Source organism: Intrasporangium sp., assembly GCF_039812505.1.
In the GTDB taxonomy this organism is placed as follows: domain Bacteria; phylum Actinomycetota; class Actinomycetes; order Actinomycetales; family Dermatophilaceae; genus Intrasporangium_A.
Window position 1 is genome coordinate 1 of the sequence record NZ_JBDIAQ010000089.1, and the last position, 14,462, is coordinate 14,462.

The window sequence follows — 14,462 nt, forward strand, 5'->3', positions numbered from 1 at the left end:
CGTCGAACAGCGCCGCCAGCTGCGCCTGGGAGGTCGCGGCGGCGCCGACGGACCCCGCCGGTCCGCCGAGCGTCTCGCGCCCCCCGGCGGCGGCGCTCGCCGAGGACGGACCGGGCCGCTGCCCTCGCCAGCCCTCCATGGGCCGATGGTATGCCGCCTACCGGCCTTCCGTGAGGGGCCCGGCCAGCCGCTGCGGCGCGGTTCGCCACCTGTCGCGGCGCGGCTCACCACCCGCCGGCCGGGGGGCGCAGCAGCCGGCGCCAGAGCCAGCTCGTCGGGACGAACCGGTCGTCGAGGACGTAGGCCGCCGTCGGGTAGTGCGAGAGGGTCGCGTCGAGCGCGCGCCGCGCGACGGTGCCGGCGGCCAGCAGGACCCGGTCGCCGGGGCGCAGTGGCTCGTCGAGGCCGGGCCTGGCCCGGCTCCCGTCGTGGCGGACCACCGCGAGCGGAACGGCAGGCAGCACCTGCTCGCGGTCGGCCGGGCTGCGCAGCAGGTCGCCCAGCGTGAGGGTGCCCGCCGTGAGCCACCGCCCGATCGCTGGGCTGGCGCCGGAGTCCAGATCGACCAGCCACAGCTCGGGCGTGCCGGTGCCGCATTGCTCGACGAGGCGGTCGACCAGGTCGGCCGACCACCCGTCGTCCATCCGGGGCACCGACGGCAGGAACGCCATGAGGCCCGGGTTGCTCAGGCGGGCCAGGACCTCGCGGCCGGTCACCTCGGCCGCGGTCATCCCGAAGTCGACGTCGAGCGCCTCGAAGAGGGGCACGTTGGAGGCCCGCTGCTCGAGGGCGACGGTGAACAGCCCCGGGTTGAGCTCGGCGGCGGCGGCCAGCAGCCAGAGGTTGGCGGTGTCGTCGTCGGCCGCGGCGACGAAGGCGACGGCGGACTCGAGCTGCGCCTCGTGCAGCTCCTCGACGTCCTCGGCGCCGGCGAGGGCACCGTCCGTCGTGGACCGGTTCGCTGCCGGGTCGACCCCGGTCGAGGGATCGGCAGGGGATGTGGGCTCACGACCCTCGTCGTCGTCCGGTCCCTCGAGCTCGTCCTCACCAGCGCCCTCACCCCGGTCGTCGGCGTCGTCACGGCGAGTGTGCTCCAGCTGGACCAGGGCCGAGGCCCCGCCGAGCACCCGGGTGACCTCGATCCCCTCGTCGTGCAGGTCGCGGACCAGCTCCTGGGCGAACCGGCCCTGCCCGCAGACGACCCACCGGCCGTGCGGCACTCGGGGTCGGCGCTTCGACAGCTCGGTGCCCGGGGGGCTGGTCAGCCACGTCATGAGCTGGTAGGCGGCGGGGGACCTGGCCAGGATGCGCAGGTGGTCGCCGAACCGGTCGAGCGGGTCGACCACGAACCAGGCGCCGACGGACCGCATCCGCTCGGCCATCTCCCGGGTCTGGGTCAGCGCGATGACCGGCAGCCCGGGCCGAAGCAGCGCGGTCGTCATCGTCACGTCGAGGTTGGTCCGGTCGTCGTCCGTCAGGGCGAGCACGCCCTCGCAGCGCGGGTGGGCCAGCCCGGCGACGATGAGGTTGCGCGTCTCGCGGGCGTCGCCGTACAGCGCTGGAGTGTCGGAGCGGTAGTCGTCGAGGTCCACCGCCGACGCGCGGTACTCCCGGTCGTCGATCACCACGAAGCGGCGCCCGAGGTTGTCCAGGGCCCGGCCGATCCGCCGGGTCGTCGAGCCGTAGCCGACGAGGATGTGGAACGGCTCGGCCAGGTGCTCCACCTTGCGCGAGACGTGCCGCCTGGTGATGGCGCGCCGGAAGGACCGGTCCTGGGTGAGCGCGAGCAGGGACCCGACCCCGTACGCCCACCCGACGACGGACATGTAGATGACCGCGGTCATCCAGAGGCGCTGGGCGACGTCGAACTCGAACGGCGTCTCGCCGAAGCCGATCGTGGTGGCCGTGTAGCTGACCACGTAGAACGCGTCGAACAGGCTCATGTGCCGCACGGTGCCGTCGGGCTCGGTCTTCGGGATCAGGGTCAGGCCGACGACGCTGACCGAGAAGATCAGGATGATCGCGATGAGCGGGTAGCGCATCCGGCGCAGGAACAGCAGCAGCCCGCTGGTCGGCTCGGTCGTCTCGCTCCGGCGCAGGGCGAGCGCCTCCGCGGTGACCCGCCCCTTGGTCCGGCGGTCCTCGTCGGGTTCGGGGCGGCGGATGAACCACCCGAGCAGCAGCGGGTTGCCCACGAGCCCTCCTCAGCGCCGCTGGAAGGAGATCGTCTCGATGACGAGCAGCACGACCGACACGATGTTGGCGAACAACGCCCCGGCCGACATCGAGACGACGCTCGCGGTCGCCTCGGGCGTCAGCCCGGCGGTCGAGACCTGGGTCGCGTAGGTCCACAGGACCCCGGCGGCGATCAGCTGCAGCGAGGCGACCAGGCTGGTGGCGAGGTGGACGGCGCCGATCTGGGTGCGGTCGCCGAGCTTGAGCACGGTGGCGATGATGTTGACCACGACCGCGGCGAACAGCTCGTACACGTTGTGGGCGGTCGGGTCGTTGATCGGGCCGACGAAGAACCCGAAGTTCAACGTGGCCGCGAGCAGCACGAAGAAGCCGAAGATCACCTTCTCGAGGTTCATGCGCCCTCCAGCGTCGGGTGCGCCGATGCTATCGCCCTCGTATGCCGCTCACCCCTACGGCCCGCGTACGCCGCCGCGCGCGCGGGCCGGGCTCGGCGGCATACGCAGCGCCCGGGTCTCGGGGCCGTGCGCGCTTTCGGTCGCCCCGACGACCCGAAGCGCACACGCTCGCCCGCCCGGCACGTCGGTCAGCGGGCCAGGAGCTCGACCTCCGCGATGTTCGGCGCCTCGGCACCGACGGTCCCGGTCACGACGAGGCGGTAGGCCGAGTAGTGCCCGGTCCGGTCCAGCTCGAACGGCCGGGTCTGGCCCCGCCAGGGGAAGCTCTGCCCGGAGCGCGTGTCCAGGGTGCGCCAGGTGCGACCGCCGTCCCGCGAGCCCTCGAGGCGCCAGGCGGCCGGGTCGCCGGACTGCGGGCCGGAGGTAATCGTGTACCAGGTCACCCGTTGCGCGCCGCCCGCCAGCGTGTAGGTCACGGTGGGCGTGGCCGAGGTGAACGCGACCGAGGTCCGCGACGTGTCGTCGAACAGCGGACCCACCTCGGCGGCGCCGGTGGCCGTCGCTGTGCCCAGCCCTGGCCCGGTGACGTCGTGCAACGGTTGCGGCACCTTGTTCCCCTTGGTCAGCGACGGTGGGGCATCCTGACGCCGGGTGCCGAAGTCGGACGGCTGGGCACCCATCGCGAAGTCGAGCCGGGTCGGGCCGCGCAGCTGCGACTGGCTGATCGAGACGCCGGAGTGCCGGCGCCCGTCCACCCGGAGCCCTTGCACGTAGATATTCCGCTCGGAGTTGCCGCGCGCCGTGACGACCAGGTCTCCCTGGGCCCGGTGCACGGTGGCCTTGGTGAACTTCGGTGACCCGACGGCCCACTCGCCCGAGCCGACCTGCAGCGGGTAGATGCCGAGCGCGGACAGGATGTACCACGCGGACATCTCGCCGTTGTCCTCGTCGCCGGGGTAGCCCTGGCCGATCTCGGAGCCGACGTAGAGGCGACGCAGGATCTCGCGCACCTTCTCGGCCGTCTTCCACTGCTGGCCGGCCCAGTCGTACATGTACGGGATGTGGTGCGAGACCTGGTTGCTCTGCCCGAGCTGGCCCATCCGCACGTCGCGGGCCTCGACCATCTCGTGGATGACGCCGCCGTAGCCGCCCGGCTTGCGTGCCGTCTCCGGGGTCGCGAAGAAGGTGTCGAGCTTCTTGGCCAGGCCGTCCCGGCCGCCGTACAGGTTGGCCAGTCCCGCCCCGTCGAAGGGCGCGTGGAAGGCGAAGTTCCACCCGTCCGTCTCGGTGAAGTCGCCGCCCCACGACTCGGGGTCGAAGTCCGCGGCGAAGCTGCCGTCGGCGGCGCGGCCCTGGAAGAAGCCGGTCTTCGGGTTGAACGCGTTGACGTAGTGCGTGGCCCGCTCGAGGAAGTACCTCGACTCCTCCCGCAGCTGGGCGCGCCGGTCGGCCGGGGTCGCCCGGTCCTTCGCGAGCGCGGCCGCCATGTTGCCGATGCCGAAGTCGTTGATGAAGCCCTCGAGGCCCCACGAGACGCTCTCGTGGGTCCGGGTGCTCGTGTAGCCGGTGAAGATCGAGGTGTCCAGGCCCTTGCGGCCCACCGCGCTCGACGGCGGTAGCACCGTCGCGTTCTTCAGGGCGGCGTCATACGCGCCGAGCGGGTCGGGCAGCCGCACCCCCTTCAGGTACGCGTCGGCGAACGCGACGTCCGAGCTGGTGCCGGTCATCAGGTCGGCGTAGCCGGGTGAGGACCACCGGGCGATCCAGCCGCCGTCGCGGTACTGCTGCACGAACCCGTCGACGATCTCGGCGGCGAACTCCGGGTAGAGCAGCGAGTAGGCCGGCCAGACGGTGCGGTAGGTGTCCCAGAACCCGTTGTTGACGTAGATCCGGCCGTCCTTGACCGCCGCGTTCGTCGTGGTCTCGGTGGCCGACCCGGACTTCGGCGAGACCGGGCTCGCGTACTGGAAGCGGGGCGCGCGGGCCGTGCCGGTGTTCTCGAACTGGCTGTTGGGGTAGAGGTTGAGCCGGTAGAGGTTCGAGTACAGCGTGGTGCGCTCGGCATCGCCTGCCGTGTCCGTCGTCGTCTCGACCCGGATGACGCCGAGCCGCTTGTTCCAGGCCGCGTTCGCCGCGGCACGCACGGCCTCGAAGCTGCGCGAGCCGAGCTCGAGGGCGTGGTTGCGCCGGGCCTGGTCGAGCGAGATGAACGAGGTCGCCAGCCGCAGCACGACGTCGTGGCGTGCGCCGGTGTCGAAGGTCGCGTACCGCGTCCCGGTGTGGCCGTCCGGAGCGGTGCCCGTCGCCGTGGCCGGCCGGTCGAAGGTGCCGTAGACGAACATCCGGCTGCGCCCGGCGGACAGGCCGCTGCCGTTGTCGACCCAGCCGGTCACCGTGCCCGCAGCCGCGTCGACGGTGAAGGCCCCGCTGTCGTTGACCGTGTCCAGCACGAGGTGGCCGGTCGCCGCGGAGTCGGGGAAGGTGAAGCGGTAGACCCCGCCGTGGTCGGCGGGCGCCAGCTCGGCGGTCAGGCCGCCGGCGAGCTCGGCCCGGTAGTAGTCCGGGCGGGCGACCTCGGTCGCGTGGTCGAAGGCGAGCCCCCGTCCCGACGCGCTGCCGGTCGGCGTGCCACTGGCGATGGACGGCATGACCGACAGCTGGTTCCGATCGCCCATCCACGGGCTGGGCTCGTGCGAGATGGCCAGGCCCTGCAGGACCGGGCGGTTCGCGGCGTTGTTGGCCGCCTGGTAGTAGTACTGCCAGGTCTGCGAGTTCGCGTTGGTCACCGGGGTGAAGAAGGTGAAGCCGTTCGGGACGGCGCTGATCGGCAGGTTGTTGCCGCGTGAGAACGAGCTCGAGGCGTTGGTGCCGCGACGGGTGTCGACGTAGTTGGTCAGGTCCCGCCCGTCGATGACCGCAGGGTGCGCGACGACGGCGATGTCGTCGACCCACCCGCCGAAGCGGGTCTTGTCCTTGCCGCCGGGGTTGTCGTAGCCGACGAGGATGCGGTCCACGGTGCGCCCCGCGGCCACGGCACCGACCTGCACGGTGACCGCGTTCCACTGGTTCGCGTAGAGGATCTTGCCGACGCCCTGCCCGCTCGGGCTCGCTGCGACGCCGTGGACGTCCTTGGCGGCCAGGTCGGACAGGTAGGTGCCGTCGGTGAAGCGCAGGTCGATGGCGGCATACGTCGAGGGGTAGGTGAGGTTGTCGGGCACCATGTCGGGGAAGATCCGGTAGCTCAGCTGCGTGGTGCGCGTGACCGGCAGGTCCACGTCGAACAGCCGGTTCCACGCGTAGCCGCGACCGTCGGCGGTGTGCTCGCCGAGGTAGCGCATCGCCTTGACACCGGTCCAGCCGACGCTGGGCCGGATGTTGTAGCCGGCGATCGGGCCGGAGCCCACGTTGGTGACGATCGGCGTGACCGGACCGCCGCCGGTGGACCCGTCGGACAGGTCCCAGTCGGCCAGCTGCACGATCCCGCCGCTGTGCACCGCGGTCACGTCCAAGCGGTAGAACTGGTATGCCGCCGAGGTGGTGACCTCGAAGGTGCGCGTCGCGAAGCGCCCCGAGAAGTCGATGCCGGTCTGGCGGTCCAGGTCGGTCCACGTCGCGCCGTCGCTCGAGCCCTGCAGGGTGAAGTCCTTCGGGTCGCGCTCGGGTGCGTCGTTGGCGGAGGTGAGCGAGTAGCGCACGATCCTGGCCGGCGTCGAGAGCTCGTAGCGCACCCAGCCGGTGGTGGCGAAGGAGAGCCACTTGGTCTCCGGGTTCGCGTCGGCGAGGTTGGCGGCAATCTCGCTGGGCGGGTTCTCGCCGCTGGCGGTCACCCCGACGACCGTGCCCAGCACGCTCCCGTTCGTGGTCAGGCTCCCCGAGACGCCCTGCTGGCGCGGACCGTCGGGACCGGTCTCCACGGTCGAGACCGACGGCTGCGGCTGACCGGTCTCGAAAGAGGTGCGGAAGTCGCGGGTCTGCGTCGTCCGGCCGTGGCCCGGTTGCCCGGGCGCGGCGGTGGCCGCGAGCGGAGCCGCCATGAGCGCGAGGCTGGTGACCGTGACGAGGGCGGCCCACCGGCCGCGCCGACTGCTGCTGACGCCCATCGGTTGTCCTCCGTGCTCTGCGCGAAGCCCCGGCCGTGCGACCGGCGATGAGAACCGAGCCTCTTGGGGACCGGCCGGTAGGTCAATGGGTTTGACCGAGTTTGTCCGGTGCCCTGTCCGGTTCGGACAACCTCGTCCCACGACCGGCCGGTCGACCCGTCCGCGCGCTGCCGGTGGGCGGGTTAGGGTCCTGCTCATGCAGAGCAGCACGCTGACCGTCCCCGCTCCGGACGGCACCGGCCTCCACGTCAACCGGTGGCTCCCGGACGGCCCGGCCAAGGCCGTCGTCCAGATCGCCCACGGCATGGCCGAGCACTCGGGCCGCTACGCCCGCTTCGCCGAGGCGCTGACCGCCGCCGGCTACGCCGTCTACGCGGGCGACCACCGGGGGCACGGCGCGACGGCGACCACCGTGCGGGACGAGGGCTACTTCGCCGACCACGCCGGCTTCGCCACGGTCGTCGACGACCTGCACCTGGTCACCGAGCGGGCGCGGGCCGAGCAGCCGGGCCGGCCCGTGTTCCTGTTCGGGCACAGCATGGGCTCGTTCCTGGCCCGGTCCTACGCGGCCCGGTTCGGCGACGAGCTGGCCGGGCTGGTCCTGACCGGCACCGGCGGCGACCCCGGCCTGCTCGGCAAGGTGGGCCAGCTGCTCGCGACGGCCGAGGGCCGGCTCCGCGGTCGCCGGCACACGAGCACGCTGCTGAACACGCTGACCTTCGGCCAGTACGACAAGGCCTTCAAACCGAACCGCACCGAGTTCGACTGGCTGTCCCGGGACGAGGCGGAGGTCGACAAGTACATCGCCGACCCGTGGTGCGGCAAGGTCTTCACCAGCGGCTTCTTCGCCGACCTGCTCGCCGGGCTGGCCGAGGTCAACGCCGATGCGACCGTGTCGCGCGTGCCCAAGGATCTGCCGATCCACCTCGTGTCCGGCTCGATGGACCCGGTCGGCGACCAGACCAAGGGGGTCCAGCAGGTGGCGAGCCAGTACCGCCGGCTCGGCGTCGCGGACGTCACGTCGCGGTTCTGGCCGGGCGCCCGGCACGAGGTGCTCAACGAGACGAACCGCGACGAGATCACCGCCGAGATCCTCGCCTGGCTCGACGCGCACCTGCCGGCCGGGTCGGGAGACTGACCGAAGGACACTTCTCCCGCGGCGCGACTCGCCCAAGATCGTCCTCGCAGCAGGGGGCGGCCTGCATCGTGTAACGCTGCACCCCGCACCCTTGATGTACCTCTCGTGCGAGGCACCTCCCGGACCCCGAACGGGAGGTGCCCCGTCCCCAGCTCGCTCGGGTGAGTCGCCACAGTGCCTTCACCCGAAAGGAGCCGGCACGCTCGATCGGGGCAATTGCACTGTCGACGAGCGGAGCTCCACAGCCGGACGGAGTCGCTCACGACGCGGGATGCGCCCGCATCTCGAGGCCGGCCGGGTCGAGCACGACCACCTCCCGGCCGTGCACCTCGACCAGCCGGGACTCCGCGAAGGCCGCGAGCTTGCGGCTCAGCGTCTCCGGGGTCGTGCCGAGCAGTGAGGCGACGTCCTTCTTGGCCAGCGGCAGCCGGGCCACCATCCGCCCGTCCCGGCGGCTCGTCGGCAGCTCGACCAGGTAGCCGGCGAGGCGGGCCTCGACGTCCGAGGCGGTCAGGTCGGCGATGGTGCGCTCCGCCTCGTCCAGCCGAGCCGTCACCGTGCGCAGCATGCGCAGCGCGATGTCGGGGAAGTGCTGCACCAGGGCCCCGAGCTCACGGTGCTCGAAGCTGCACAGCTCGACCTGCCCGAGCGCAACGGCGAGGTCGTCGTGCGGCCGTCCGGTCACGAACGCCGCCTCGCCCATGAAGTCGCCCGGCTCCAGCACGCGCAGCAGCCGTTCCTGGCCGCCGGCGCTCAGGTGCGAGACCTTGACCCGGCCCCGGTGCACGACGAGCAGGTGCGAGACGTCGTCGCCGGGCCGGTGGATCGTCTCGCCCGCCGCGCGGCGGATGGGGTGCGCGTAGCCGGCGACCTCGTCCTGCTCCTGCGGGGTCAGCCCGGCGAAGAGCGGCACCATCGCCACGCACGAGGTCCCCGGCGGGTGGGTCAACGGACAGGCTCCTTCTCGCGGGCCGGTGCCCGGCTCCGGGCCGGTGCCCGGTCGGCCCGGGTCGTGGCGGTGGTCGCACCGACCGGGTCCACAACGTCGACCACGTCGCGTCGCGGCCCGCGCAGCCGGACCAGACGCAGCGCGTTGAGGATCACGAGCAGCACGCTGAGCTCGTGCACCAGCATGCCACCGGCGAGCTGCACCACCTGCAGCAGCACGCCCGCGACCAGCAGCCCGACGGTCACGAGCGCGAGCACGGTGTTCTGCTTCATCACCCGCACCGTCGCGCGCGCCACGTCCCGCGCGTGCGCGAGCTGGTCGAGCCGGTCGGTGAGCAGCACGACGTCCGCGGTCTCCAGCGACACGTCCGTCCCGGACCGGCCCATCGCGATCCCGACGTCGGCGGTGGCGAGCGCCGGCGCGTCGTTGACGCCGTCGCCGACCATCGCGACGCGGTGCCCGCCCGCGCGCAGCTGCCCGACGAGCCGGGCCTTGTCGTCGGGCAGCAGCCCCGCGCGCACGTCGGCGATGCCGAGGCGGTCACCGACGAGCCGTGCCGTGGGCGCGTTGTCCCCGGTCAGCATCACCACCCGGCGGATGCCGCTCACCCGCAGCCGCTCGAGGGCCGGGGCCGCCTCCTGCCGCACCTCGTCGGCCACCGCGACGAGCCCGGCCAGGCGACCGTCGACGGCGACGTGGACGACGCTCGCTCCGCCTTGCTCGTGCGCGGTGGCCCGCTTGACGGCCGCTCCGTCGACGGCGACCGAGTGCGTGGTCAACAGCTCACGCCGGCCCGCGAGGACGGGCCGGCCGGCGACCCGTCCGGCGATCCCCAGCCCCGGGAGGACCGCGACGTCCGTGGGCGAGGAGGTGGGCGGCATACCCCGCTGCTCGGCGTACGCGACGACGGCGCGGGCGAGATGGTGCTCCGAGGCCGACTCGAGCGTCGCGACGAGCGTGAGCAGCTCGTCCGCGGTGAGCTCGCCCAGCGGCTCGACCGCGGTCACCACGGGGCGCCCGACGGTGAGGGTGCCGGTCTTGTCCAGCACGAGCGTGTCGGCGGCCGCGAGGTGCTCGATCGCCTCGGCGTCCTTGACCAGGACGCCGTGCCGGGCCACGTTGCCCAGGCCCGCGACGGCAGCCACCGGCACCGAGATGACGAGCGCACCGGGGCAGGCGATGACCAGGAAGGTCAGCGCGAGCCCGAGGTCGCGGGTGGCGGCGAGGACGACGACCGCGAGCAGGACGACCGCCGGGGTGTAGACCTGCGCGAAGCGCTCCAGGAAGCGCTGCCGACGGGTGCGTGACTCCTGGGCCTGCTCGACGAGCTCGATGACCCGGGCGAAGGTGGTGTCGTCGCCGACCCGCTCGGCGCGCAGCTCCAGGTAGCCGGACTCGGCGACGGTACCGGCGAAGACGCGCTCACCGGGCGCCTTGGCCACCGGGACGGGCTCTCCGGTGACGGCGGCCTGCCGGACCCGTGCCGTGCCCGACAGGACGGTGCCGTCGACGGCGATGCGCTCGCCGCTGGTGACCAGCACCGTCTCGCCCACGCCGACCTCGTCGGCGTCCACGGTGACGCGCCGGCCCTGGCGGCGCACGGTGGCGCGGGTCGGGGCGAGGTCGACCAGCCCGCGCAGGGCCACGCGGGTGCGCTCCAGGCTGCGCGCCTCGAGCCACGCCCCGAACAGGAACAGGAAGGCCACGGCCGCCGACTCGACGTACTCGCCGATGACGAGCGCGCCGACGACGGCGATGCTGACGAGCAGGTCGATGCTGAACGCCTTGGCCCGGGCGGCCTGCCAGGCGCGCACGGCGATCGGGAACCCGGCGAGCAGGGCGGCGGCGACCAGGGCCCCGTCTCGCCAGGTCGACCCGAAGGGGGCCGGCAGCCGGGACAGCACCAGCGCGAGCAGCAGCAGCCCGCCGCTCGCGCAGGTGATGCGGCTCCTGGCCCGTTGGGTCAGGGCGAGCCGCACTCAGGCCACCTTGGTGGTGAGCACCGGATAGCCGAGGGAGGTGACGACCTCGGCGAGCTCACCGGGGGTGACGCTGTCGGGGTCGAAGCTCACGCGGACCTTGTTCGAGTTGAACAGCACCCTCGCGTCGGTGACGCCCGGGGTGTGCTCGAGGACCCCCTCGATCTTGCGGACGCAGCTCGGGCAGCTGAACGGTTCGGTGGTGAAACGGGCGGTGCGCATTGGGGTGCTCCTTGCGATGACGGCGGCCCGGCAGTCCCCGGGCAACCCAAGTGCACCCCACCCACGGGCCGGGCGCCTTGACCCCGGTCAAGTCGCCGACCGGTCACCCGAGGCTGCCCTAGGTGGGCAGGTCGGCCCGGCGGGCGATCGTCGCGGTGGCGCGCCGGCAGGCGGTCACCGGCACGTGCGGGGCGATCTCCTCCAGGAACGCGTACCGGCGGCGCAGCGACCGGTGGTAGCTGTCGGTCGAGCGGTCCCCGAGCAGGGCGTGCCACCAGTCGACCACGTCGCCCCAGCCGGGAGCCGCCAGCGACCCGCCGAACTGCTGCAGCGCCAGTGCCGAGCACAGGCTCGCGAACGACATCCGGTCGACGAGCGACCACCCGGCGAGGGTCCCGAGCACCATGGCCGCGGCGAACACGTCGCCCGACCCGGTCGGGTCGAGCCCCGTGACGCGCAACGCCGGGACGCTGGCCTCCTCACCGGTCGCCCCGTCGATGCCGACCGCACCCTGGGCGCCGTTCGTCACGATCGCCAGAGGTACGAAGTCCGCGATCCGGTAGAGCGCGTCGAGTGCCGAGGACGTCCCGGTGTAGGCCATCGCCTCGACCGCGTTCGGCATGAACGCGTAGCAGTGCTCGAGCCGGTCGAGCACCGCACTGGACCACTCCTGCCTGGGGTCCCAGCCGACGTCGGCGAAGCACAGCGCCCCCTCGCCCCTGGCCAGCTCGACCCAGGCCGGGCCGTCCGGCCCGCGGCCCAGGTCGGCCAGGTCGACGAACACGGCTCGGGCGCGGGGCGGCACGCCGATCAGCTCGTCGATCGAGACCGGTGCGTCGTGGCCGTGCGAGACCATCGTGCGGTCCCCGCCGTACGACATCGACACCGTCACCGGGGAGTGCCAGTCGGGGAAGCGCCGGGAGCGCCCGAGGTCGACCCCCTCCTGCTGCTGGAGCGTGCGCCAGCAGAAGTCGCCGTAGTCGTCGTCGCTGAACGCCGCCGCGAGCGCGGTCCGCAGCCCGAGCCGGCGGGCCGCGACGGCCAGGTTGGCGATCCCGCCCGGGCACGACGCCATGCCCTCGGCCCAGACCTCGGTCCCGGGCGCCGGCGCCGGCATCCCGGCGAAGATGACGTCGAGGAACACCGTGCCGTGCACGAACACGTCGAACTCCGGCGCTCCGGCGGTGCGCAGCGCGGCCAGGGGGTCGAAGCTCTGGTGCGACATCATCCCCATGATCCCTTGGTAGCGTCGCCCGCGTGGTGGGTTTGCGCCTGACGATCCTCGGGGGTGGTGGTTTCCGGGTCCCCCTCGTGTATGCCGCTGTGCTCGCCGACCGCGCGGAGCGCCGCGTCACCCACGTGGTCCTGCACGACACCGACGAGACCCGGCTGCGCGCCATCGGGCACGTGCTCACGACCCAGGCCCAGCGGCATACCGCGGCCCACCCGCAGCACCGGGCGCCCGAGCTCACCGTGACGACCGACCTCGACCGGGCGATCGAGGGGGCCGACTTCGTCTTCTCGGCGATCCGCGTTGGCGGGCTCGACGGACGCACGGCCGACGAGCGGGTGGCGCTCGACCTGGGCCTGCTGGGGCAGGAGACCACGGGCGCGGGCGGGGTCTCCTACGGGCTGCGGACCGTCCCGGTCGCGGTCGACATCGCCGAGCGGGTGCGCCGGCTCGCCCCCGAGGCATGGGTGGTCAACTTCACCAACCCGGCCGGGCTGGTCACGCAGGCCATGCAGCAGGTGATCGGCGAGCGGGTGGTCGGGATCTGCGACTCGGCCCTCGGGGTCGCGCGGAGGGCAGCCATCGCGCTCGGCCACGACCTCGCCCGTGCCGAGGTCGACTACGCGGGTCTGAACCACCTGGGCTGGCTGCAGGCGTTGCGGGTCGACGGGCGTGACGTGCTGCCCGACCTGCTGGCGGACCCGGCCCGGCTCGGCTCGATCGAGGAGGGGCACCTGTTCGGGACCGACTGGCTCCAGACGCTGGGGCTGCTGCCGAACGAGTACCTGTACTACTACTACTTCACCCGGGAGGCGATCGCCGCGATCCGGAGCGGCCCGCAGACCAGGGGCGAGTTCCTGGTCGGGCAGCAGTCGAGCTTCTATGCGGCGGTTGCGGATTCGCCGGGTGAAGCCTGGACGGTCTGGGACCGGGTCAAGCGGGAGCGCAACGCGACCTACATGCAGGAGAACCGGGCCGCGGACGAGCCACGGTCGGAGCAGGACATCGAGGGCGGCGGCTACGAGGGCGTCGCGCTCGGGTTGATGACCGCCATCGCGAGGGACGAGCCGGCGACCCTGGTCCTCAACGTCGCCAACGCGGGCACGCTGCCGGGCCTGCCCGTCGACGCGGTGGTCGAGGTGCCCTGCCGGGTCACCGCGGCCGGCCCGCGCCCGCTGCCGGTGTCACCGCTCCGCGGCGCCGAGCTGGGCCTGACCCTGCAGGTCAAGGCCGTCGAGGAGCTGACCATCCGGGCCGCGCTCGCGGGCGACCCGCGCCTTGCGGTCGAGGCGCTCGCGCTGCACCCGCTGGTCGACTCGGTCACCGTGGCCCGGCAGCTGCTGGCCGGCTACCGGGCCGCGATCCCGTCGCTGGACCGGGTCTTCCGCGACGCCTGACCTGACTGGTCCTGGCCCGCGACTCACCGAAAAGTTGCAAATATCGCTGGTTGCAACCGTTGAGGTTTGCCGGTTCTCGGTGTGTCGCTGGGCTGAAGTGTGACTACAGCAACCCCGTGCCCTCGGCTGGGTGCCCGGCCTGGGCCCGGGCGGAGCGGTCGGCCAGCGCCTCACCGGCACCGGCGTACAGGTGCACCACGACGTCCAGCCCGAGCTGCTCGAGCTCCTCGGCGTCCTCGCGGTAGAGCGCGACGGCGGCGACGGTGCCCTGCTGGTAGCCGATCCGGCGCATCTCCCGCAGTGCCTCGACGTTGGCGTGCTGCGAGGGCATCGCCAGCACGATGACCCGCACCAGCCCGTTGCGCACCACCCTCGCCCAGAAGTCGTAGTCGGTCGCGTCGCCCTCGACGACGTTGTAGCCCTGCCCCCGCAGGGCCTGCACGCGGGACGGGTCGTGCTCGACGCCGAGGACCCGGTAGCCGTGCTCCCCCTGCAGCTGGGCGGCCGCGGAGCGGCCGACCCGGCCCATCCCGAGCACGATCGCCGTCGCGTCCCCGACGTCGATCGGTCGGTCCTCCGGGTGGATCTTGTCGGGCGGCCGGGCCGGCAGGCGCTGGGCCAGCTGCGAGGCGCGCGACACCGAGGCCGGGTTCACCAGCGCGGAGACGATGAAGCCGACCGAGACCGCGATGACCAGCGACAGCAGCCAGTGCGAGGACAGCCACCCGGCGCTCACGCCCATGGCGGCCACGATCAGCGCGAACTCCGAGTAGTTGGCCAGCAGCAGGCTGGTCAGCACGCTGGTGCGGTTGCGCAGCCCGAGCAGCCACAGCAGGAACCAGTAGAGCACCGCCT

General features: G+C 72.9%; 10 protein-coding genes. 2 read left to right on the forward strand and 8 right to left on the reverse strand.

What is annotated here, in order from left to right; all coding sequences use genetic code 11:
* Positions 1 to 224: 224 nt before the first annotated feature.
* The 3 genes from WMI84_RS12000 to WMI84_RS12010 form a co-directional block, all read right to left on the reverse strand.
* A complete protein-coding gene (locus tag WMI84_RS12000) occupies positions 225 to 2,195 on the reverse strand; it encodes an NAD(P)-binding protein (RefSeq protein WP_347353437.1) in 1,971 nt (656 codons plus the stop codon).
* Positions 2,196 to 2,204: 9 nt separating this feature from the next.
* A complete protein-coding gene (locus WMI84_RS12005) occupies positions 2,205 to 2,591 on the reverse strand; it encodes a DUF6394 family protein (RefSeq protein WP_347353439.1) in 387 nt (128 codons plus the stop codon).
* Positions 2,592 to 2,779: 188 nt separating this feature from the next.
* A complete protein-coding gene (locus WMI84_RS12010) occupies positions 2,780 to 6,691 on the reverse strand; it encodes a GH92 family glycosyl hydrolase (protein WP_347353441.1) in 3,912 nt (1,303 codons plus the stop codon).
* 196 nt (positions 6,692 to 6,887) lie between these two features.
* Between WMI84_RS12010 and WMI84_RS12015 the strand changes: the two genes are divergently transcribed.
* Positions 6,888 to 7,829, forward strand: a complete 942-nt coding sequence (locus WMI84_RS12015; RefSeq protein WP_347353443.1) for an alpha/beta hydrolase — start codon at positions 6,888 to 6,890, stop codon at positions 7,827 to 7,829.
* A 259-nt stretch (positions 7,830 to 8,088) separates the two neighbouring features.
* Here the strand turns inward: WMI84_RS12015 and WMI84_RS12020 are convergent, their stop codons facing one another.
* The 4 genes from WMI84_RS12020 to WMI84_RS12035 all read right to left on the reverse strand — a co-directional run bounded on the left by WMI84_RS12020 (position 8,089) and on the right by WMI84_RS12035 (position 12,207).
* A complete protein-coding gene (locus WMI84_RS12020; RefSeq protein ID WP_347353445.1) occupies positions 8,089 to 8,778 on the reverse strand; it encodes a Crp/Fnr family transcriptional regulator in 690 nt (229 codons plus the stop codon).
* On the reverse strand, positions 8,775 to 10,757 hold the full coding sequence (locus WMI84_RS12025; protein ID WP_347353447.1) for a cation-translocating P-type ATPase: 1,983 nt from the start codon (positions 10,755 to 10,757) through the stop codon (positions 8,775 to 8,777). The genes WMI84_RS12020 and WMI84_RS12025 overlap by 4 nt, the downstream gene beginning before the upstream one ends.
* Complete coding sequence (locus tag WMI84_RS12030) at positions 10,758 to 10,979, reverse strand: heavy metal-associated domain-containing protein (RefSeq protein WP_347353449.1); 222 nt, start codon at positions 10,977 to 10,979, stop codon at positions 10,758 to 10,760.
* Positions 10,980 to 11,097: 118 nt separating this feature from the next.
* The gene (locus tag WMI84_RS12035; RefSeq protein WP_347353453.1) at positions 11,098 to 12,207 is read right to left on the reverse strand and encodes a PfkB family carbohydrate kinase; all 1,110 of its coding nucleotides are present in this window, start codon (positions 12,205 to 12,207) and stop codon (positions 11,098 to 11,100) included.
* 38 nt (positions 12,208 to 12,245) lie between these two features.
* On the opposite strand from WMI84_RS12035, the gene WMI84_RS12040 reads away from it, so the two are divergent.
* Entirely contained in the window at positions 12,246 to 13,607 is a 1,362-nt protein-coding gene (locus tag WMI84_RS12040; RefSeq protein WP_347353455.1) for a 6-phospho-beta-glucosidase, read from the forward strand.
* A 103-nt stretch (positions 13,608 to 13,710) separates the two neighbouring features.
* On the opposite strand, the gene WMI84_RS12045 is transcribed toward WMI84_RS12040, so the two are convergent.
* A partial coding sequence (locus WMI84_RS12045; RefSeq protein WP_347353451.1) for an NAD-binding protein occupies positions 13,711 to 14,462 on the reverse strand: 752 nt, incomplete at its 5' end.

Bases quoted from the DNA above. Each gene is read 5' to 3' on its own strand.
- WMI84_RS12005 (WP_347353439.1), bottom strand. From the start codon at position 2,591: ATGAACCTCGAGAAGGTGATCTTCGGCTTCTTCGTGCTGCTCGCGGCC.
- WMI84_RS12010 (WP_347353441.1), bottom strand. From the start codon at position 6,691: ATGGGCGTCAGCAGCAGTCGGCGCGGCCGGTGGGCCGCCCTCGTCACG.
- WMI84_RS12015 (WP_347353443.1), top strand. From the start codon at position 6,888: ATGCAGAGCAGCACGCTGACCGTCCCCGCTCCGGACGGCACCGGCCTC.
- WMI84_RS12030 (WP_347353449.1), bottom strand. From the start codon at position 10,979: ATGCGCACCGCCCGTTTCACCACCGAACCGTTCAGCTGCCCGAGCTGC.
- WMI84_RS12035 (WP_347353453.1), bottom strand. From the start codon at position 12,207: ATGATGTCGCACCAGAGCTTCGACCCCCTGGCCGCGCTGCGCACCGCC.